This window comes from Priestia koreensis (genome assembly GCF_001274935.1).
Lineage (GTDB): Bacteria > Bacillota > Bacilli > Bacillales > Bacillaceae_H > Bacillus_AG > Bacillus_AG koreensis.
Genome location: NZ_LILC01000002.1, coordinates 348,344 through 369,331 on the forward strand (window position 1 = coordinate 348,344; position 20,988 = coordinate 369,331).

The following is a 20,988-nucleotide window of genomic DNA, read 5'->3' on the forward strand; positions in this document are numbered from 1 at the left end:
AAAAACATGGCAGTTATTCGATTACATGAAACAAATGAGCGTATCACAGATCAACAGCAAGTCGAAACATTTCTAACAAACGAAGAGGTAATTTATGAGCATTGGGATATTAACAAGCTACCACAAGCTCTTCGCGAAAACTTTGATCTAACCGATGAACAAAAAGAAGAGATTTTACAAGTATTTAATGAAGAAATTAACGATATTTCCGCTCGTCGTGGTTATCAGGCTCAAGATATCATCTCTTTATCTGATTCCACACCAAACCTAGATGAACTTCTTGCAAACTTCCAGCGTGAACATCACCACGAAGATGATGAGGTTCGATTCATCGTAAGTGGTCATGGTATTTTCGTCATTCAAGCGAAAGACGGCCATTTTTTTGACGTAGAACTAGAGCCAGGAGATTTAATTTCCGTTCCAGAACACACACAACATTATTTTACACTGATGGAAGATCGTAAAGTTGTAGCCGTGCGTATCTTTGTCACAACAGAAGGTTGGGTACCAATTTACGCATCATAAGTAGAAGGACAATGGGAAGTCAAAAGATACGAAACATCGCCTTGTTGTAGGTTGATTGAAGGGTCCATAACAAGGAGTGGGGCGTATCTTTTCTATTGTCTAACGTTAAAACATAGTATTTCGATCGAATTAATATAATAAGGAGGAACTCTTTATGAAGCGAAAACTAGTTGGACTATTCGTGTTTACGTGTGTGTTGATTTTAGCGTTAGCAGGGTGCGTGAAAGAACAGCCCCCGTTAGGTAGTGACGGTCAACCGATCGTAGCAGCTACCTCGAAACCAACGGCAGTAACGAAAACGAAAGCAACGCCTGTTAAAAAGACCGTCAAAAGAAATGGAAAGTTAAAAATTGCTCTGATTGCTGAATTTACAACAGGTACTCATGCGTCTCAATACATAAATGGTGTCAAACAAGGTGCAAAAAAAGCAGGGGTAGACTTAAGGATTTCCGATGCAAACAATGATCAATCAAAGATGGCTTCTTACTTAGACACCGCTATTAACGAACACGTGGACGGGATTTTGATTAAGCATGGTCGAACAGAGACGCTTCAACCCGGCGTAAAGAGGGCGATTAAGGCAGGAATTCCAGTCGTCGCATTTGATGTAGAGCTAAATGTTCCAGGCGTAACAACCGTTGACCAAGATGACTATATGATGGCTCTTATGGGGTTAAAGCAAATGGCACAGGATCTGAACGGTGAAGGAAACATCGTGTATATCTTTGTTGGAGGATTTGCTCCCATGGAAAAGCGAAATCAAGTGTATAACTTAATGATGCATCGCTATCCTGGTTTAAAAGAAGTGGCGAGGTTTGGGAACGCGACAGAAAATACGTCCTTAGACACGCAAAATAAGATGGAAGCAATCCTAAAACGCTATCCGAACAAGGGTGATATTAAAGCGATATGGGCACCGTGGGATGAGTTTGCGAAAGGAGCGACGCGTGCCATCAAAGAAGCGGGGCGTGATGAGATTAAAGTATATGGCATTGATTTATCTGATGAAGATTTGCAAATGATGCAGCAAGCCAACAGTCCATGGAAAGCTTCAGCCGCAGCGAACCCTGCAGCAGTAGGTGAGAAACAGCTAAATCTTTTAATTGATAAGCTGTCAGGGAAAAACATTCCTCGCTATTATTCATTTGATCCCGTTCTTGTCACACAAGACCAGCTACCAAATCAAACGATTAACATGGATCAGCTCGGACAGTACGTAAAGGATTGGAATAAAAACGACCAATAAAGAAGTGAGATGTGAACAGGAAAAGGAGGGAACCGCTATGACCGGTCAGCTGAACATGCAGCATATCTCCAAGCATTTTGGTAGTTTTCAAGCACTTAAGAAAGTGAGTTTTGATGTAAAACAGGGCGAAGTTCATGCCCTTCTAGGAGCGAACGGAGCAGGGAAAAGTACGCTAATGAAAATTTTATGTGGTGCTTATGATGGATACGAGGGAGAAATTCGTCACGGGGACAAACATCTTTCCATTCATTCACCGGCAGATGCGAAGCGAGAAGGCATTCAAATCGTTCATCAAGAAGTGGATGTCGCGCTCATCCCGTCTCTAACAGTAGCAGAGAATATTTTATTAGACGTGCAGGCTTCGAAAGACGGAGATCGCTTGTTGAATTGGAGGAAAACTCAGCAAAAAGCAAAAGAAGCGCTACAGATGCTAGGATCTTCAATCGACGTAAAAAAAGACGTATCAACGCTAACTCTTTCAGAAAAGCAGCAGGTGCTGATTGCGCGAGCGATCATTGGAAAAGCCGCATATCTCATTTTAGATGAGCCAACTGCGCCTCTTAGTATAGAAGAAACAAAACAGTTATTTCGAGTTATTCAGCACCTTACAGAAACGGGAGTAGGTGTGATTTATATTTCCCACCGGTTGCAAGAAGTGTTTGAAATCGCAGATCGTATTACGGTTCTTCGAGATGGAGAATGGGTTACAACCGTTCGCACAAAGGACACGTCAGTTAACAACGTGATCACGTCCATGCTTGGAAAAACGTTCTCAGAAGAAATCGCAAAAGCCAGCATAGAAATCGGAGAAGATCTGTTACGAGTTCAACAATTATCATGGAAGGATAAAGTAAAAGATGTTTCGTTGCAAGTTCGTGAAGGTGAGGTTGTCGGCATTGCAGGACTCGTGGGAGCTGGGAAAACGGAATTATGCCGGAGTCTCTTTGGACTCCACCCACAAGTAAAAGGTTCCATACACGTAAGAGGTAAAAAGCTACGGCTCACGACCAAACCCCACTACTACATTGAACAGGGAATTGCCCTTGTTCCAGAAGAACGTCGAAAAGAAGGTATTTTGGTAGAGGAGTCGATTTCTTCCAATTTAACGCTACCAAGTCTACAGCGCTTTACGAATTATTCATTTGTTAAGCGGAGACGAGAAGAGCGAGAGGCGAATACAATCATTCAGCAGGTGGGCATTAAAACGAATTCTACTAAACAAGCGGTTGGCACGCTGAGCGGGGGAAATCAACAGAAGGTAGCGATTGGAAAGTGGTTGCTTCGTGATGCGGATGTCTATCTGTTTGATGAACCGACAAAGGGAGTAGACGTCGGATCGAAGCAAGACATTTTTGAACTTATTCAAGGGTTGGCAAAACGAAAAAAGGGTGTGCTGTATGCTACCTGTGAGTTTAATGAGCTATTAGGCGTCGCTGACCGAATTTACGTCATGTACGACGGCCAAATCGTCAAAGAATTAACGAAAGAAGAAGCCACGCATGAAAACTTATTTTATTATGCAGCAGGAGGGAAGTAAACCATGAATAGTCAAGCGATCGAAAATAAGGAGCCTGTTCGTTTAAAGCGAAAAAAAGGTACCGCATTTGATTTTCTTTATAAGTATGGCACGGTCGTCACCATTTTACTGACGATCGTCATTTTCTCTATTTTATCGCCAACATTTCTCACAACGGCTAACTTGAGCGATATTTTACGTTCGATTTCAATTGTGACACTCATTGCGATTGGCGTGACCATTTCTCTCACGATTAACGGACTCGATTTGTCCGTTGGTTCAACGGCAGGGTTAGCGACGACTCTGTCTGCCTCAATGCTCGTGTTTCATCGTCAAGAAATCTTTGTGGCGGTGGCGATTCCTATTGTGGCGACGCTAGTAGTAGGTCTTGTAAATGCTTTTTTAGTCGTTAAAGTGAAAATCCCGGATATTCTAGCTACGCTCTCGATGATGTTTATCGTACAAGGCGTTTTGCTTACCTATACAAAAGGGTCCGCGATCTACACAAACATGCCTTTAGAAGAGGGCGGGAGGGCACCAGGTATCTTTATTCCGTCCTTCTTGAAAATCGGTCAGGGTGAGGTAGTGGGAATTCCGATTCCGGTTATCATTATGCTTGTGGCGGTACTTGTTGCACACTTGTTTTTCCGCTATACAAAACACGGACGCTTCTTTTATGTAACAGGTGGAAATATGGAAGCAGCAAGGCTATCTGGTGTCCCTGTTAATCGTTATCGTATGTATGCGTATGTGCTATCTGCTCTTTTTGCAGGTATCGGGGGCGTTGTACTAGCTGCGCGAATTGGGGTAGGAGAAGTAAACGCAGGGTCATCCTTTTTAATGGATGCTGTTGCAGCCTCTTATATTGGTTTTTCGGTGTTTGGTGCAGGAAAGCCGAATGTCGTTGGGACGTTGTTTGGTTCAATTTTAATCGGGGTGTTGTTAAATGGTTTAACGATGCTAAACGTTCCGTATTATGCACAGGATATTATAAAGGGTGCTGTTTTGGCAGGTGCACTTGCGATCACCTATTACCGCTCTAAATAACGGTTTGAAAAGGAATCAATCATTTTTACTGGTTGATTCCTTTTTTGTTATAAGGAAATGCTTGTAGGGTATAGTAACGACAGAAAGGTAGGGATGTACTGATGAAACGTGTGGTTATAATTGGAGGCGTTGCTGCTGGAATGAGCGCTGCTTCAAAGCTGCGTCGGTTAGAAGAAGAGACAGAAATTATCGTGTTTGAAAAGGGAGAAGATATTTCATACGGGGCATGTGGATTGCCTTATTATATAGCTGGAACCATTTCTTCGAGTGATCGTCTAGTCGCAAGAACAAAAGAAGAATTTGAAAAGCAAGGCATCAACGTTTATTTACGTCATGAAGCAGTAGCGCTATTTCCAGAGGAGAAAAAAATTAGAGTCGTTAATCATGCAGATGGATTAGAACGGGACGTTAACTATGATCATCTCGTTCTAGCTACGGGTGCTTCCGCTATTCAACCACCGTTTTATACGGAAGAAGCGAGCAATGTCTTTACGTTAAAAACGTTACAGGACGCTATACATATGAAAGCTTTTTTTGAGAAGACGCCTGCAAAAGACGTAACGATTATTGGCGGTGGATATATTGGCATGGAATTAGTCGAAACGATGAAAACGCTTGGAAAGCATGTTCGAGTCATCGATGTGCACGACCATGTCCTTGCAGTATATGACGAGGATATCGCACATTTGGTTCAGTCGCATCTTAAAGAGGAGCATGGCATTGAGTTTTGTCTTGGAGAAGAAGTAACGTCGCTGCAACAACAAAACGGAGAGGTTGTAGCCGTTGAAACGAAAACGAGCACCTATCAAACAGATGCGGTGATTGTGAATGTGGGAATTCGTCCTAACACGTCCTTTTTAAAGGAATCCGGGATTGAATGCTTAGAGAACGGAGCGATCCTTACAAATCAATATATGGAAACGAATCTTCCGTTTATCTACGCGGGTGGCGATTGTGCGACGAGCTATCATCGCCTGTTGAAAAAACCAGTACATATCGCTCTTGGTACAATTGCGAATAAACAAGGCCGTTTGATCGCTGAAAACATCTACGGGAAGCGTCATGCTTTTCAAGGGGTATTAGGAACAAACATTGTAAAGATTCTAGATCTCACAGTGGCGAAGACGGGTTTATCGGAAAAGGAAGCAAAAGATGCCAACATTCCCTACGGAACGGAAACCATAACGGCGAATAATGGAGCATCCTATTATCCTGGAACAGAGGAGCTAACAATTAAACTCCTTTTCAATAAGGAAAGTCATGTGATAATCGGGGCACAAATTGTCGGGGGAGCGGGCGTAGCACAGCGGATTGATACGCTTGTTGCCGGTATTTACAATGAAATGACCGCAGATGAAATGACGTATTTGGATCTTTGTTATGCCCCTCCATATGCCGGCGTCTGGGATGCTGTCCAAGTGGCTACCAATAAGATTAAGGAGTAAGTAGAGAGGAACCTCTCTACTTTTTTCCTATTTAGGGCTCTCTTATATTTAGTTTCTTTTGCTTATGTTAAAGTTTTACAATCTCTATTATAATAGTGTGCTTAATAAGTTTTTCAGGATTTGTTGAAAGACCTCTATTTTTGTCGGAAAAAATGCGAAGTTTGTAGCAGGGAATATGGGAGAAATACGGGAATTGTAGAGATATAGAGACAAACATAGCAGTAAGTTTACAAAACCTTAAAAAAAACGTTAAAAAAAATGTCTATTATTGCGACTCTATTTACATATTTAGTAGAATTTGTAATACTACGTTAGTAGAGATTTTTTTCGTTAAAAGGAGGAAGTCGCGTTGCAAATCCAAAATCAGTGTGAAGCTGAGGCGTTATTTTTAGAGATTGTCCAAAAACGCAAAAAGATGATGGACATCGCGGAGGTAAAAGGGTTCACGAGCTGTGAAACGTTGAGATGTAGCCAGGAATTAGATCTACTTCTAAATAAATATCAAAAGCATTTATCGAAGAGGGAAGAAAAACGACCCCTTTTCTCATTTTTTCAAAAAAACTTTGCGTTGCAAAAATAATAAACTTGATTAGGACTGTGACGATATAAATGATCATTTTGATATCCTCCTGTTAAACTCGTCCTTCAAAACATGGATGGTGGACGAGTTTACAGAGAATCAGAAGCTAAAAGCTGTTGGTTACGATAAATAAAGTTCTTTTACTTTTAGGGCCACATCTCCAATTTTATTTGAGACTTGAGGAATTCCATAGCCTACAAACAAAGGTGAAGTGGCGAAGCGCGGCACAATTTTCGCGTAGACGTCTCCTCGTAAATAGTAAAAGAATAAGTTATAGCTTGTGCAGCTTCGATGAAAATGATTTAACACGTAGTGAGCAGCAATTTGAATGTAGTCGGCCATCTTTGAGAGCTTTTCCTGATCAGATAGACGAACGTTAAACTCAAAGAAGCCCATTCGTGGCTTGCTAGAAAGGGTAAACTCCACTCCGCTTTCTTGATCAATCGTTACTCCTTCAAAATTCTCCAGCAAAATATCTGCATGTGCGTCTAAGTTTTTTAACCCAACAATCTGCATATGAGGATGTCGCAAAGACCCTCCTGACATCGGGCCGTGGTTTTTATAAAACATGACCGATTTAAATTCACCGCTATTCATCATTTCAAACCAATGTTTGATACCAAAAGAAATTAACGTATGAAGATGATCCTTCGAGTATTCAGACAGCTCTGATGAACAATCATCTGTTTCAATAATGACCGTTTGGAACGTATCCTCTAGTACAGGGTATTTATTTTTTAAGAAGATAATAGAGCCTTCTTGATCCAAAATGTCGGTCAAGTGCTCCACGTCACAAAAAGGACAGGAGTTTTGTCTGTTAACAATGGTTTCAGGTTTTTGAGAACCGATGGATGAATTAAAAATAAGATGTTTCTGACTCATACTATTCTCCTTTATCTCATTATTTTTAAAGGGATCAAACGGTAAAACCCCACTTCTATAAAAGTGAGGACCTGACCCTTACATATTATGAAGACGTAGTTTTATTATCGCAAACAATCGAAAAAAAGCAAAGAAGATGACCTTTCTTCGTTACTTCACGAGGGGAAGCGTAACTGCTACGGTTGTACCGACGTTAAGTTCGCTAGATATCGCTATTGTTCCCCCGTGCATTTCAATAATTCGTTTGCAGACAATAAGACCTAGCCCTGTTCCTGTTTCCTTCATCGTGAAAAAAGGAGTAAATAGCTTTGGCAATACTTCCTTTGAAATCCCCATTCCATTATCAGTCACAGATAGAACACAATACTTTCCGTCTTTAATAGCGGAAATCGTTAATTGTCCGTTTTCCTGCATCGAGTCTAGCGCATTTTTAGCAAGGTTCAATAAAACCTGCTTAATTTGATTTTGTTCGCAGGAGATGAGCAATGCAGTAGGTGGTAGATTAACTTGTACTTGGATACCGTGCATATTTGCTTCTGATTGGATGATAGGGAGTGATTCGGTAAGAATCTTTTTTATATCACAGGTTTGCAAGTTTTGTGCAGCGGGCTTTCCTAAAATTAAAAACTCGCTGACGATTTGGTTGATCCGATCAATCTCAGTCTGAATGACGGAGAAATAATACTGATCTTTTTCGTTTGTATGTGTTTCGCTTAGCAGTGTCACAAGCCCCTTAATACCAGTGAGGGGATTACGAATTTCGTGCGCCGTACCTGCAGCAAGCGTTCCGATTAGTTCAAGCTTTTGTGCTTCGTTTGCGGCTCGTTCTCGCTCATTTTGTCGTTTCGTCCGCCAAAGGTTTAAAAGTAAGAACAAAATAGTCGTGACAATTAATGAAAGGAACATCGAATAAATGAACCAGTGCGTAATTTGTGCATCTGATACGGCAGGAACCGTTACGACTAGCGTCCAAGGCGCTTGATCGAGCTTCATTGTATAGGTGAAGCTGCTATCATCGTACTCGACGTCATGATTCGTATCAAAAATTAAAATTTGATTTTTGCCATACAGCTGTACTTTATCCGCTGGGCTTGCTTGTTTCGTCAGCTTTTTCAAATAATCAAGTCGCAGAGTGGCGAGCAAAATACCGCCAATTTGCTGCTGTTCGTTTTGAACAGGTGTCGCCATCGTAACGATATAACGACCCGTCAAACGTCCATAATAAGCATCTGAAATCGCCGTTTGTTTCTGTTTGATAACGTCTTGGAAAAAGTCACGGTCATAGACATTGATGATTTTAGATAGAGGATGAGAACCGAGAAACATATCTCCCTGCATATCAACGTAATAAAGACCTGACAAGCGATCATCTTTCCTGTGCAATTGATGAAGGGTATTGGTAATGTCATCACGTCGATCTAAATCTTTGCTGTCCTGTGTGATGGGCCTAATTGTCATAGCAATGGTTTCAATACTTGTTCTCGTATCTCCGATAAAGCGATCTAGATTGTTTTTATGTAATCGAGCGGTCGATTCTGCGACGCGACGATGATCTTGTTGAAATTGATAGTATCGAAATTGTACGAAAAGTAAGCTGAGTACAATAGAAGGAATGAGAACCATTACGAGAAATAAACAAATGTTTTTTAATTTAAATTCTGAAGAATATGTGGTCATGCTAGTGTAAACCGCCTCTATTAAACGTCTTTCTAGGGTATATTATAGCAAAATTAGCGAATACTTCCTAGATAGAGAAAGAATATGGAAATGAATAAAGGTTGTTGCACGTTTACGTAGGAAATAAAATACGTGAATATAGTGGGATGATAGGGTATACTGTTTGACAATGACATACGATTTTAGTATAATTATCTCGAAGTCAAGATAAATGAATCAAGAACGAAAATGTTAAAAAGAGGGAAAAGATGTCTATGAACAAGGAAGCTACAAGAGAAGAATTAGATCAATCATTGAAGCTGTTTATTGTACTTTCAAGAGCACATCGCGCTATTAACGACCACGTACACAAGCTCATTCAAAATCATGGCTTAAACCCAACCGAATTTGCTGTATTAGAGCTTTTATATCATAAAGGAAGACAACCTCTTCAACAAATCGGAGGTAAAATTCTTTTAGCTAGCGGAAGCATTACGTATGTGATTGATAAATTAGAGAAGAAGGAATTTCTCGCACGCGTTGCTTGTCCGAGCGACCGCCGCGTGACGTATGCGGAAATTACCGACAAAGGAAAAGCCTTTATCGAGAGCATTTTCCCAAGCCACGAGCAGCGTATTCACGAGATTTTATCTGCACTGTCCGCTACTGAGAAAGATCAAGCCATTGAGCTATTGAAAAAACTTGGTCACTTTGCAAATGATTACGTACCAACAGAATCTGAATAAGTAAGTAGAGGCCTTCTGACTTAAGAAGGCCTCTTTGTTTTATGAAAAAAGAAAAGGAATATCGATAGTTTTGTCGAATTTAGTAGTGTTAGCAGTACATACATAACCTAGAGGGGGACTTTAGATGAAGTTTCAAGATTTTACATACGAACGACCAGATATTAAGAAAGTAGAAGCAAGTTTTGAAGAAGCTCTTCAGCTTTTTAAGGAAGCAAAAAGCATTGAAGAACAAGAGAGTGCGTTAAAAGCGATTCATAAAATTGAAGCAGACTTTGGCACGATGGCTACTCTTTGCTCAATCCGTCACTCGATCGATACGAACGATGAGTTTTATAAAGCTGAACAGGATTACATGGACGACGTAACGCCTCACATTCAGGCGCTTAAGCACAAGTACTATCAAGAGCTTGTTTCATCACCTTTTCGCGCAGCGCTTGAGGAAAAGTGGGGAACACAGCTATTTGCACTTGCGGATGCAGAGTTAAAAACATTTTCACCTGAGATCTTAGAGGACTTGCAGCTTGAAAACAAACTGTCTTCTGAATACACAAAGCTTGTCGCATCAGCTAAAATTCCGTTTAACGGAGAAGAGTTGACGCTCGCACAGCTTGGCCCGTACGCTGAATCTGTTGATCGTGATGTTCGTAAACAGGCGCTTGAAGCTCGTACGGGGTTTTTCAGTGAAAACGGCGAAAAATTCGATGAAATTTATGACAAGCTTGTAAAAGTTCGTACGAAAATGGCGCAAAAGTTAGGCTATGAAAACTTCGTAGAGCTTGGATATGCACGTATGTCACGCACAGACTATGACGCAGAAATGGTGGCTAACTTCCGTAAACAAGTACTCGATCACATCGTTCCATTGGCACAAGAGTTGAAAAAGCGTCAAGAAGAGCGTATTGGCGTCGATAGCTTGAAGTATTATGACGATGCGTTTGAATTTAAAACAGGGAATGCGGCACCAAAGGGTGATCCGGAGTGGATTATTGACAACGGTACAAAAATGTACGACGAGCTTTCAGCTGAAACGAAAGAGTTCTTCCACTTTATGTTAGATCGTAACCTAATGGATCTAGTAGCGAAAAAAGGGAAAGCAGGAGGCGGATACTGTACGTTTATTGATAACTACAACTCTCCGTTCATTTTCTCTAATTTCAACGGAACATCAGGCGACATTGACGTGTTGACGCATGAAGCAGGGCATGCTTTCCAAGTGTACTCTAGCCGTCATCAAGAAGTACCTGAATATTTGTGGCCAACATATGAGGCAGCAGAGATTCACTCAATGAGTATGGAATTCTTCACATGGCCATGGATGGAGCTATTCTTTAAAGACGATACGGAGAAATATCGCTTTGCACATCTAAGCTCAGGACTATTATTCCTTCCATACGGCGTATCAGTTGATGAGTTCCAACACTTTGTGTATGAAAATCCAAATGCAACGCCACAAGAACGCAAGCAAGCATGGCGTGAGATCGAAAAGAAATATACACCGTATAAAGACTACGACGGAAATGAGTATTTAGAAGAGGGTGGATTCTGGCAGCGTCAAGGCCATATTTATAATTCACCGTTTTATTACATCGACTACACGCTTGCACAAATTTGTGCATTCCAATTCTGGAAGCGCGATCGTGAAAATCATGAGGAAGCCTGGGCAGATTATCTTCACCTCTGCAAACAAGGAGGAAGCAAGTCATTTACAGGACTTGTGAAAGAAGCTAATTTAATTTCTCCATTTGAAGACGGCTGCGTAGAATCAGTCGTATCAGAAATTAAATCGTATCTAAATTCGGTTGATGATAAAGCTCTATAATGAGAAAGCCCCCCTGTCCTTTTAAAAGGACAGGGGGGCTTTTGTAGTTATTTAACTCCGATATGTTTTACCGCTGCGACTTTTGAATTCCAATAGGAGTCAAGAGAAGAAACGGCGACACCTTTTTTAGTTGTCACAGAGATGAATTTATTTTCTCCTACATAAATGCCCACATAATTAATATCCTTTTTCTTGTTATCAATCGTATCAAAGAACAGCAAATCGCCAGGTTTTACTTGCTTAAGCGTAACGACCGTTCCTTGCTTATATAAATCGGCTGTCGTACGTGGTAGTGAAACGCCTACCTTTTTATAGACATGTTGAACAAAAGCAGATGAATCAAATCCCTTAACGGTTGTGCCACCATTTTTATAAGGAGTGCCAATCAGCGTTTTTGCATAAGCAACAAGCTGACTAGATGGATCTTTGTGAACAGGAACAGCAGGTTTTGTCGTCGTTGCAGCACTAGCTGCACTAGTACCTCCCATTGCTAATCCTGTCACAAGTAGAGCGGAAAGAGTTATTTTTTTCATTGAATACACGAATACTACCTCCTAAAATTGTCACCGTGGGTACGGTCATTATCCGTGGGCATGTTATGGCCCATCTATTAGACTATTAAAAAAGGAAAATGTTACACATTATGGTGAAAAAATTTTATGATAGGAGAGAGGAAGGGAGATGCGAATGGTTGTCCCACTATTCTCTACGCTATCAATTGTTAGTTCACCGTGATGGCTGTGAATGATTCGTTGTGTCACTACGAGTCCTAAACCCGTGCCAGATTCTTTCGACGTGACAAACGGTTTGTACAAATTATTGAGAAGAGACCGAGGAATTCCAATACCCGTATCCTCTATTTTAATGTCTACTTCATCTTGATCATGACTAGCACTTAAACGTAATATACCACCATTTGGCATCGCTTCTACTGCATTCTTAAATAGATTAATAAAGACTTGTTTAAGCTGATTACTGTCACACATGATCGTAATGTGAAAATCAGCTTCATTATACTGAATGACAATTCCCTTTGATTCACATTCTTTTTCAAATAAATGCAAGGCGCCTTTTAGAAGGTGATCAAGGGTGTGGAGCGCAAACTTTTCGCGATTTGGTTTTGCTAACGATAAAAATTCCTCTAGTATTTCATTAATGCGATGAATCTCATCCATCATAATTGATGTATAGGGCTCAAATTCATGAGACTGCTCGTGAATGAGTTGCACAAATCCATTAAGAGAGGTGAGAGGATTACGAACTTCATGAGCAACCGTTGCCGCCAGTTCTCCAGCGAGCGCCAACTTATCAGAGCGACGAAGCATAACATCTAACGTTTTTTGTTCTGAAAGGTCATGAACGATATGGGTAAAAGCCATCAGTTTGCCATGATCATCGTAAATAGGTGAAATATTAATTTCAACATCAATAAGGGTACCGTCCTTACGTATATCTTGCGTTTGATAACCGATAATGTTTTGCCCGCTTTCTAACACTTTTTTGACATTTTCCAAATGCTCAATTGATTTATTTCCCGTCACAGGTAATTTTTTACCTAAAATCTCGGCTTCACTCCACCCATAGATTTGCTCAAATGCTGGGTTTATCATAATTACATGATCATCTAAATCAACAATCGACATCGCATCATTATTATTTTGGAAAAAGGATTGCAAGTACCCCTGAGTCGTGTGAAGTTCCTTTTTGGTAGCTTGTTCATTTTGATAAGCGGTTCGCCAAAGGTGATTAGCATATCTAGTGTAAAAAAGAAGGAAAATTAAGCATAGAACCGAAAATAAAATGAAGAAGATGACGTCCGTTGCCACTACTTCTGAAAAAATTTCTTCCATATTATAAAAATAGAAAAAAGATAGCAACAGAATGCAGATGATGCCAGATACGACAATAGATACGTAGTCATGATAAATCGTCGCAATGATGATGCCAAATATGAGAAAAAGATAATTGATTAAATAAGGAAATTCGATGAGTAAATAAGTCATGTAGGCATAATAAGCAAAGATATAAGACCACCTTATAATTTGCGGAGAAGGCTTGAGGACGTATGAAATAAATGCAAGGATCGCTAATACTCCTACACCTACTGGTGGAAACACCATATCCCAATCATTACCCGTTAAAATGAGTGTGACAACATCTAGTAAATAAAATGTGGTAAGTAGAATAAGTAATAAGTGATTTCGTTTTTTTAACAAAGAAATTTTGTCCAAGGGAATCATTCCTATATTTCTATAATTTATAGCTTCTACTAACAGTTATATCGTATTTTTCACCATATTTCTACCATATTTACCAAATTAGTAAGTGTAAAACTGAAATGTAAAGAGTGAGAGGTGTCAGATAAATAAATAGTAAAAAAAATCAGTCTTTTTAGTTCCTTATACCTATTTGATCAACTAACTAAGCGTGCCATAATATAGAAGAAAATGCAAGCGGTTTCATCAATTTGTCAAGGGGAGATGGGAAGATGAAGGGGGCAAAAAAGATTATCGGTTCAACCATTCTTATTTTGCTGTTAGTTCTGCAAACGGTTGCATCAGGTGGGGCTTTTACGAGTCATGCAGCTGAAAAAATAGTCACGCTGGTAGGCGATTTGCAGAATGAGTTAGGGGCAAAAAATGATTGGGACCCAGCAGATGCTGCAACTCTTATGGTCAAGCAAGCCGATGGAACGTACAAGTTCACAGGCAAGCTGCCTGCTGGAACATACGAGTACAAAGTGGCGATTAATCAATCTTGGGACGAAAATTATGGGGTAAACGGTGAGGCTGGAGGAGGTAACTACAAGCTCGTACTCGATCAAGAAAAAGTCGTCACGTTTATCTACAATGATGCTACACATAAAATAACGATACCGGTAGCATTGGATAAAGACAAGCTTCCACGTCTCGTTGGAAACATTCAGCCTGCCATTCATGCAGGAGAAGAGTGGAAGCCAGACCAATCCACAGCTATTTTTGAAGATGAAAATGGCGATAATATCTATACGTATAAAACTCTTGTTCCAAAAGGTCAGTACGAATACAAAGTGGTGTTAGGTAAAACGTGGGACGATGCTGCTTATCCAACAGACAATGCGAAACTAGTTGTTGTAAAGGATACAGAGATTACGTTCTTTTATAATCATGACACAAAACAAGTGTCGACAAACTATGATTCTGGTATGCCTGATGGAAGCATACAAATGAATGCTCTATTTCATAACACGTGGGATCTTGCCTATCGTATGCCGTTTGGAGCGATTGAAGCAGGAAAAAGCGTTAAGCTCCGCCTGCAAGCAAAAAAAGGTGATTTAACAGGTGCGAAAGTACAGCTTAAAAATTATGATAAAGGCACAACGAGTACAGAAGAAATGAGTTATGCGGGCTGGACAGAAGTAGATGGGAAGAACGTTGAACTATGGGAGACGACCGTAACTCCGAAAGAAAAGGGCGTATATGGATATAAATTTATTGCACGAGACGGCACAGCGGTAGCAGAATACGGAGAAGATACACAGGAAGGAAAAACAGGCGTTGCGACTGAGAAAAATGCAAATCTGTTTCAAATGACGGTCTATGATCCAACATTTAAAACACCAGACTGGATGAAAAAAGCCGTTGTATATCAGATTTTCCCTGATCGATTTTTTAATGGAAATCCCAAAAATGATGCAGCGAAATCGAATGCTCGTGGCAAAGAGCCAATCGAGCATATGAAGTGGAGTGACCTTCCAGATAATCCACGCCTTGCGAGTGAAGAAGCATATAAAGGTGATAACATCTGGTCAAATGATTTCTTCGGTGGAGATATTGCAGGGATTCAGAAGAAGTTAGATTATATTCAATCGCTTGGTGTAAATACGCTCTATTTAAATCCAATTGCATCTGCTTCGTCTAATCACAAGTATGATGCAACAGATTATAAAGCGATTGATCCGATGTTTGGATCACCACAAGAGTTTGACGCATTCACTAAAGAATTGAAAAAACGCAAAATGCATTTAATTTTAGACGGTGTATTTAATCATGTTGGTGATGATTCCGTCTACTTTGACCGCTATGGAAAATATCCAACGGTTGGTGCTTATGAGTATTGGGCACGCATTTATGATTTGATGAATAGCAAAAATCTTACGGAAGCAGAGGCGAAAAAAGAAGCCGAAGCACAATTTATTAAAGAAGGACAAGTATTCAGTCCGTATGGATTTCAAAATTGGTTTAACATTGAGAACGTGAAAACGAACGGTGTGTATAAATACCAAGCATGGTGGGGATTTGATTCGTTACCAGAAATCAAATCGGTACCCGGTGCCAAAGTTCCTTACAATTCGGAACTGAACAATACAAACTTTGCAAAATACATTATGTATGACAAAGATTCAGTTGCAAAATCATGGCTACAGCGCGGCGCAAGCGGTTGGCGCTTAGACGTTGCAAATGAAGTAGATCCGGAGTTTTGGCGCGAATTCCGTCATGAGCTTAAAACAGGAAAAGGCGAAGAGCCACTCATTTTAGGCGAAATTTGGGATGATGCATCCAAGTATTTCCTTGGAGATTTATATGATTCGGTGATGAACTATCGTTTTAGAGGAACGATGCTTGATTACCTAAAGAATGGGAAAGCAGAGAACGCATACGATCAGCTTCAAGCAGTAGAAGAGGATTATCCGAAAGAAGCATTTTACGCGCTTATGAACTTAATGGGTTCTCATGATACGGCTCGTGCTGTCTTTTTACTAGGAAATGGAACAGACACTTCAGAGCGTGCAGAATATGATAAAAAATATGATTATGAGCTAGGTGTACAGAGACTAAAATTAGCTTCTATTTTCCAAATGGGCTATCCAGGCGCTCCGACTATTTATTACGGAGATGAAGCTGGTGTAACAGGCTCAAAAGATCCGGATAATCGCCGTGTTTATCCTTGGGGACATGAAGATAAAGCACTTGTCGCACACTATCAAAAGGTAGGAAAGGCTAGAAAAGCAAATGCAGATTTATTTGCATTAGGTGATTTAAAAACGCTTTATGCAAAAGGGGATATTATTGCTTATGCCCGAACGAATGAGAAAAAAGCAGCGGTTGTTATCGTGAATCGAGGCAATGAAGAACAGACGGTTACAATCGATGTAAAAGATGTAGCGACAAACGGAGCATTTTTTGTCGATCAATTAAAGTTTGCTTATCATACAACCGTTAAAGATGGCAAATTAACCGTTACAATTCCAGCAATGAATGGTCGCATGCTCGTTGCAAATAAGCTTCCGAAGCAACAAGCATTTGTAAAAAATGTAGCGGTAACAGAAAGCAACCACACTGCAACACTCACATGGACTGGAAATGCCAAAGTTTACAAAGTATATCAAACGCCGATTAACGGAGCATTTTACAAAGAAGTGCAGAATACGTCTTCAGGTCGTGCGGTAATTTCAAATCTAGAAAATGGACGTTCTTATTATTTTGCGGTGACAGCAATTGATAAATACGGAAACGAATCAAAGCAGGTCGTGACGCAGGCTGTTATTCCGCACGTACCGCTAACGAATAATTACGCAATTTCAAATATGACAAAGTTAACAAATGGAGTCATTGACTTAGAAAAACCACAAACGGTGTCTGCTGATATTATGATTAAAGGCGTAACGGAAAAAGAACAGGGAGAGGGGCTACTTGTTCAACTTCAAGTAAAAGACCCTGGCCACACAAAATGGACTATCCTTCCTGCAGGATACGTAGGGCAAAATGGTGACGCAAACACGTTCCAGGGAGAATTTCTACCGATTAATCAAGGCGCATACGAAGTGAAGATAGCTCTTTCAACAGATGCCGGTCGAACGTGGGTATGGAGTAACGCGCAGACTGTTACGTTTGCAAAAGGAACAGACGCTGAGCCTCCAGCAAAGAGCGTCACTTTGAGCAATCCACAGCAGGAATCAGGACAAGTAAATTTATCATGGAATATAAACGAAGCAAAAGATCCATATATGATTGAGATTGTCCGAAACGGCAGTGTAATTGAGCGCTCAACAGATGTCAAAACGACAGCTTATAAAGATCTTAATGTCGTGAATGGACAATCCTATGAATACGCAGTGAACGTATATGATCAGGCAGGAAATATCGTCACCTCTAATACGGTTAAGGTTAAACCAGACCTTGTGTTAGTCAAGGTAACATTTAAGCTCCATGCACCTGATTATACGTCTCAAAATGCGAAGATCACGATCCCAGGAAGTATTAACGGTTGGAATACAACTGCATTCGAAATGACGCGCGGCGGTGCAGTCACGAATGATTATCAATATACGTTTGAGGCACAAGAAGGTGAAGTACTAACCTATAAATACGTAAAAGATAATTCGTGGGATAAAGAAGGATTGCCTGATCATACCCCAAGCAACAAATCAGATGATGATGTTAGTTATTATGGTTACGGAGCACAGGGGACCGATTTAAAAGTAGTCGTCACCAACCAAGGCGGAAATCAAATGGTGATTGAAGATACAATTCTACGTTGGATTGACATGCCTGTTGTGATTACGTCACATACAGACGGTCAGACTGTTTCAACGGATACGATTACTTTAAAAGGAACTGCTATTAAAGGAGGAACGCTAACGATTAACGGTGAAAAAGTGACGGTTAATGAGGATATGACCTTTACACACACCCTTCAACTTCGTAGCGGAGAGAATCCACTCACAATTAAAATTGAACCTTCTGAAAAGGCGAAGGCTGATATCTTCAAGAATGATGGTGGTGCGATTGAGAAAAATACGAAAACAATGACGTTTACAATCACGAAGAAATAATCATCAAAAAAGCAAAACCGCTATGGTTTTGCTTTTTTTGTTTCATTTTCTATACATAAATAGGTAAAAAATACCATATTATTTTTTGTAGTAACGAACAAAGGAGTGTTCATCATGACAGAGAATCGAATTATTGTCTCAAATACAAAAAGTGTGGGCCTTTCGCTCATTCTAACATTTCTTTTTGGCTCACTTGGCATGCTGTATTCCACTATTTTAGGAGCGATATTGATGATCGTGGTGGAAGGAATCTTAGGATTTTTAACATTTGGAGTAGCGCTATTCATTACTCATCCCATCTGTATGATTTGGGGTGCGGTCGCCGCTCATAATTACAATAAACGACTCGTAAATGCCGCCCATTAATATAGACAAAACAAGAGCAGGGGAATTCCCCTGCTCTTGTTTTGTTTTACTTCACGACAATTTCATCGTTTTCCACATCAACGGTAAAGGCTGTAGATGTTTCTTCTAAAATAAAGTCTGTAATGCGATTTTCAAGCTGTTCTTGAATGACGCGGCGAAGTGGTCTAGCACCGAACGCTGGGTGATAGCCAAGCTCTGCTAATTTTTCTTTTGCTGCATCAGAAACCGTCATTGATAAGTCTTGCTCTGTTAGCGTTTCTTGTAGTTCATCAAGCATGATATCCACGATTTTTACAAGATCTGCTTTTTCAAGATGGTTGAACTCAATAATAGAATCAAAGCGATTTAAGAATTCAGGCTTGAAGTAAGCAGACAGAGAATCAAGGATCGATGTTTCTTTGATCGCATCGTTCACTTTTTCAAAACCAACGGTAATTTTTTTCTCTGTAATACCAGCATTACTTGTCATAATGATTACCGTATCTTTAAAGCTCACTGTGCGGCCTTGACTATCTGTTAGACGACCGTCCTCTAAAATTTGTAAAAACATGTGCTGTACGTCAGGGTGTGCCTTTTCAATTTCATCTAATAAGATGATGGAATAAGGATTACGACGTACTTTTTCAGTCAATTGACCAGCATCATCGTGTCCTACATATCCTGGAGGAGCACCAATTAATTTAGACACGGCGTGTTTTTCCATGTATTCACTCATATCAAGGCGAACCATCGCATCTTTTGAGCCAAATAGCTCCTCGGCAAGTGTTTTCGTTAATTCGGTTTTCCCGACACCAGTTGGTCCAACGAATAAGAACGAGCCAATTGGTCGGTGTTTCGCTTTTAGACCCGCACGAGAGCGACGAATCGCTTTTGAAACTTTTTCTACCGCTTCTTGTTGACCAATTACTTTTTCGGCAATGTTAGAAGCGAGATTCTTCATTTTGTTTGCTTCGTTGTCCTGAAGTTTTCCAACAGGAATACCTGTTTTCTTTTCGATGATGGCCTGAATATGCGCTACATCAATAACAGACGTTTCAGCCGTTTGTTCGTTTAATTGTTTTTCAAGCTTCGCTTCTTCATCGCGAAGTTTGGCCGCTTTTTCATAATGTTCATCTTTTAACGCTTGCTCTTTTAGCGTAGCAATTTCTTTCAAACGAGCTTCTACATCATCTTTGTTGGCCACACCTGATTTTAAGTTCATTTTAGAGCCTGCTTCATCTAGTAAGTCAATGGCTTTATCAGGCAAGAATCGATCTTGAATGTAGCGATGAGATAAGTTAACGCAGGCACGAATCGCTTCATCGCTAAATGTTACGCCGTGGTATGTTTCATACTTATCTTGAATACCTTTTAAAATTTCAATCGCTTCATCAACAGACGGTTCGTGTACCATAACGGGTTGGAAGCGACGTTCAAGAGCCGCATCTTTTTCGATTGAGCGGTATTCTTTTAACGTTGTTGCCCCAACGAGCTGCAATTCTCCGCGAGCTAGCGCTGGTTTTAAAATGTTTCCGGCATCCATAGAGCCTTCAGCTGATCCAGCGCCAACGATTTGATGAATTTCATCAATGAATAGAATGACGTTTTTACGTTGCTGAAGTTCAGCAATTAATTGCTTCATACGTTCTTCGAACTGACCACGTACGCCTGTATTTGAAACTAGTGATGCCACGTCTAGTAGATATACTTCTTTATTTAGCAGTTTTGCAGGTACTTCGCCTTCTGAAATTTTAAGTGCGAGGCCTTCTACAATGGCTGTTTTACCTACCCCTGGTTCACCAATAAGAACAGGGTTGTTTTTGTTACGACGATTTAAAATTTCAATGACGCGTTCAACTTCTTCATCACGTCCGATTACGGGATCAATTAGACCTGCTTTAGCTACGTGTGTTAAATTTCGACCGAATTGATCAAGTAGTCCGCCGCCGTTCCCACCTTGCTGCGGTTGAGCGGCTTGGTTTGGCTGCTGTGCCGCTTGTTGATTGGCTAAATGATTGAATAAATCATCAATTGACATAGATCCAAATCCTCCTCCAAAACCTGATGGAATTTTATTTTGTTTCATTAATGATTGATAGCATATATGACACAAACGATATTCTTGTTGTTGACCATTATATTTTAAATTCACATGTACTTGTGCTTGATTTTCATGACAATGTTGACACATCATAAAAAAACGCCTCCTCAATAAGGAAATGTCAAAGATGTTTTATTTTGACTTTGACTATCTTTGACTTTAGTAAGTTCATTATACTTTGACCTTTTTTGACTTTCAAGTGTTTTGCTCGTAAATTTTTTACTCCCTCGATTGGGCTTGTAATAGTGCCTGACAACCCGCTTTCT

The 20,988-nt window shown here is 40.3% G+C and carries 15 protein-coding genes; 10 read left to right on the plus strand and 5 right to left on the minus strand.

Features of this window, described 5'->3' with window-relative positions; translation table 11 throughout:
• Positions 1-6: 6 nt before the first annotated feature.
• The 6 genes from AMD01_RS01690 (at position 7) to AMD01_RS23280 (ending at position 6,359) form a co-directional block, all read left to right on the plus strand.
• The gene (locus AMD01_RS01690; RefSeq protein ID WP_053399651.1) at positions 7-525 is read left to right on the plus strand and encodes a 1,2-dihydroxy-3-keto-5-methylthiopentene dioxygenase; all 519 of its coding nucleotides are present in this window, start codon (positions 7-9) and stop codon (positions 523-525) included.
• A 154-nt stretch (positions 526-679) separates the two neighbouring features.
• Entirely contained in the window at positions 680-1,771 is a 1,092-nt protein-coding gene (locus AMD01_RS01695; RefSeq protein WP_053399652.1) for a sugar ABC transporter substrate-binding protein, read from the plus strand.
• Between the two features lie 37 nt (positions 1,772-1,808).
• The gene (locus tag AMD01_RS01700) at positions 1,809-3,308 is read left to right on the plus strand and encodes a sugar ABC transporter ATP-binding protein (protein WP_053399653.1); all 1,500 of its coding nucleotides are present in this window, start codon (positions 1,809-1,811) and stop codon (positions 3,306-3,308) included.
• 3 nt (positions 3,309-3,311) lie between these two features.
• Positions 3,312-4,334 carry an ABC transporter permease gene (locus AMD01_RS01705; RefSeq protein WP_053399654.1) on the plus strand — a complete coding sequence of 341 codons (1,023 nt, stop codon included), beginning with the start codon at positions 3,312-3,314 and terminating at the stop codon, positions 4,332-4,334.
• Between the two features lie 101 nt (positions 4,335-4,435).
• Positions 4,436-5,779, plus strand: a complete 1,344-nt coding sequence (locus tag AMD01_RS01710; protein ID WP_053399655.1) for a CoA-disulfide reductase — start codon at positions 4,436-4,438, stop codon at positions 5,777-5,779.
• Positions 5,780-6,128: 349 nt separating this feature from the next.
• On the plus strand, positions 6,129-6,359 hold the full coding sequence (locus AMD01_RS23280; RefSeq protein WP_245638862.1) for an aspartyl-phosphate phosphatase Spo0E family protein: 231 nt from the start codon (positions 6,129-6,131) through the stop codon (positions 6,357-6,359).
• A gap of 120 nt (positions 6,360-6,479) precedes the next feature.
• On the opposite strand, the gene AMD01_RS01715 is transcribed toward AMD01_RS23280, so the two are convergent.
• Both AMD01_RS01715 and AMD01_RS01720 read right to left on the minus strand, forming a co-directional pair.
• The gene (locus AMD01_RS01715) at positions 6,480-7,241 is read right to left on the minus strand and encodes a DUF4931 domain-containing protein (protein WP_053399656.1); all 762 of its coding nucleotides are present in this window, start codon (positions 7,239-7,241) and stop codon (positions 6,480-6,482) included.
• Between the two features lie 150 nt (positions 7,242-7,391).
• Positions 7,392-8,918 carry an ATP-binding protein gene (locus AMD01_RS01720; RefSeq protein WP_053399657.1) on the minus strand — a complete coding sequence of 509 codons (1,527 nt, stop codon included), beginning with the start codon at positions 8,916-8,918 and terminating at the stop codon, positions 7,392-7,394.
• A 254-nt stretch (positions 8,919-9,172) separates the two neighbouring features.
• Here AMD01_RS01720 and AMD01_RS01725 point away from each other — a divergent pair, with 254 nt between their 5' ends.
• Both AMD01_RS01725 and AMD01_RS01730 read left to right on the plus strand, forming a co-directional pair.
• On the plus strand, positions 9,173-9,643 hold the full coding sequence (locus tag AMD01_RS01725; RefSeq protein WP_053400093.1) for a MarR family winged helix-turn-helix transcriptional regulator: 471 nt from the start codon (positions 9,173-9,175) through the stop codon (positions 9,641-9,643).
• 124 nt (positions 9,644-9,767) lie between these two features.
• Positions 9,768-11,462: a M3 family oligoendopeptidase gene (locus tag AMD01_RS01730; protein ID WP_053399658.1), complete on the plus strand. Its 1,695-nt coding sequence runs from the start codon at positions 9,768-9,770 to the stop codon at positions 11,460-11,462.
• Between the two features lie 47 nt (positions 11,463-11,509).
• On the opposite strand, the gene AMD01_RS01735 is transcribed toward AMD01_RS01730, so the two are convergent.
• The gene (locus AMD01_RS01735) at positions 11,510-11,995 is read right to left on the minus strand and encodes a C40 family peptidase (protein ID WP_083446411.1); all 486 of its coding nucleotides are present in this window, start codon (positions 11,993-11,995) and stop codon (positions 11,510-11,512) included.
• Positions 11,996-12,103: 108 nt separating this feature from the next.
• Positions 12,104-13,693, minus strand: a complete 1,590-nt coding sequence (locus tag AMD01_RS01740; protein WP_053399659.1) for a two-component system sensor histidine kinase NtrB — start codon at positions 13,691-13,693, stop codon at positions 12,104-12,106.
• 257 nt (positions 13,694-13,950) lie between these two features.
• Here AMD01_RS01740 and AMD01_RS01745 point away from each other — a divergent pair, with 257 nt between their 5' ends.
• Together AMD01_RS01745 and AMD01_RS01750 are read left to right on the plus strand one after the other, a co-directional pair.
• The gene (locus tag AMD01_RS01745) at positions 13,951-18,276 is read left to right on the plus strand and encodes a pullulanase X25 domain-containing protein (RefSeq protein WP_053399660.1); all 4,326 of its coding nucleotides are present in this window, start codon (positions 13,951-13,953) and stop codon (positions 18,274-18,276) included.
• A gap of 114 nt (positions 18,277-18,390) precedes the next feature.
• Positions 18,391-18,642, plus strand: a complete 252-nt coding sequence (locus tag AMD01_RS01750; RefSeq protein WP_053399661.1) for a hypothetical protein — start codon at positions 18,391-18,393, stop codon at positions 18,640-18,642.
• Positions 18,643-18,688: 46 nt separating this feature from the next.
• On the opposite strand, the gene AMD01_RS01755 is transcribed toward AMD01_RS01750, so the two are convergent.
• On the minus strand, positions 18,689-20,815 hold the full coding sequence (locus AMD01_RS01755) for an ATP-dependent Clp protease ATP-binding subunit (RefSeq protein ID WP_053399662.1): 2,127 nt from the start codon (positions 20,813-20,815) through the stop codon (positions 18,689-18,691).
• Positions 20,816-20,988 lie beyond the last annotated feature (173 nt).

Excerpts from the sequence above, each read along its gene's own strand:
- AMD01_RS01690 (WP_053399651.1), top strand. The coding sequence starts at position 7 with ATGGCAGTTATTCGATTACATGAAACAAATGAGCGTATCACAGATCAA.
- AMD01_RS01695 (WP_053399652.1), top strand. The coding sequence starts at position 680 with ATGAAGCGAAAACTAGTTGGACTATTCGTGTTTACGTGTGTGTTGATT.
- AMD01_RS01700 (WP_053399653.1), top strand. The coding sequence starts at position 1,809 with ATGACCGGTCAGCTGAACATGCAGCATATCTCCAAGCATTTTGGTAGT.
- AMD01_RS01705 (WP_053399654.1), top strand. The coding sequence starts at position 3,312 with ATGAATAGTCAAGCGATCGAAAATAAGGAGCCTGTTCGTTTAAAGCGA.
- AMD01_RS01710 (WP_053399655.1), top strand. The coding sequence starts at position 4,436 with ATGAAACGTGTGGTTATAATTGGAGGCGTTGCTGCTGGAATGAGCGCT.
- AMD01_RS01715 (WP_053399656.1), bottom strand. The coding sequence starts at position 7,241 with ATGAGTCAGAAACATCTTATTTTTAATTCATCCATCGGTTCTCAAAAA.
- AMD01_RS01720 (WP_053399657.1), bottom strand. The coding sequence starts at position 8,918 with ATGACCACATATTCTTCAGAATTTAAATTAAAAAACATTTGTTTATTT.
- AMD01_RS01725 (WP_053400093.1), top strand. The coding sequence starts at position 9,173 with ATGAACAAGGAAGCTACAAGAGAAGAATTAGATCAATCATTGAAGCTG.
- AMD01_RS01730 (WP_053399658.1), top strand. The coding sequence starts at position 9,768 with ATGAAGTTTCAAGATTTTACATACGAACGACCAGATATTAAGAAAGTA.
- AMD01_RS01735 (WP_083446411.1), bottom strand. The coding sequence starts at position 11,995 with ATGAAAAAAATAACTCTTTCCGCTCTACTTGTGACAGGATTAGCAATG.
- AMD01_RS01745 (WP_053399660.1), top strand. The coding sequence starts at position 13,951 with ATGAAGGGGGCAAAAAAGATTATCGGTTCAACCATTCTTATTTTGCTG.
- AMD01_RS01750 (WP_053399661.1), top strand. The coding sequence starts at position 18,391 with ATGACAGAGAATCGAATTATTGTCTCAAATACAAAAAGTGTGGGCCTT.
- AMD01_RS01755 (WP_053399662.1), bottom strand. The coding sequence starts at position 20,815 with ATGATGTGTCAACATTGTCATGAAAATCAAGCACAAGTACATGTGAAT.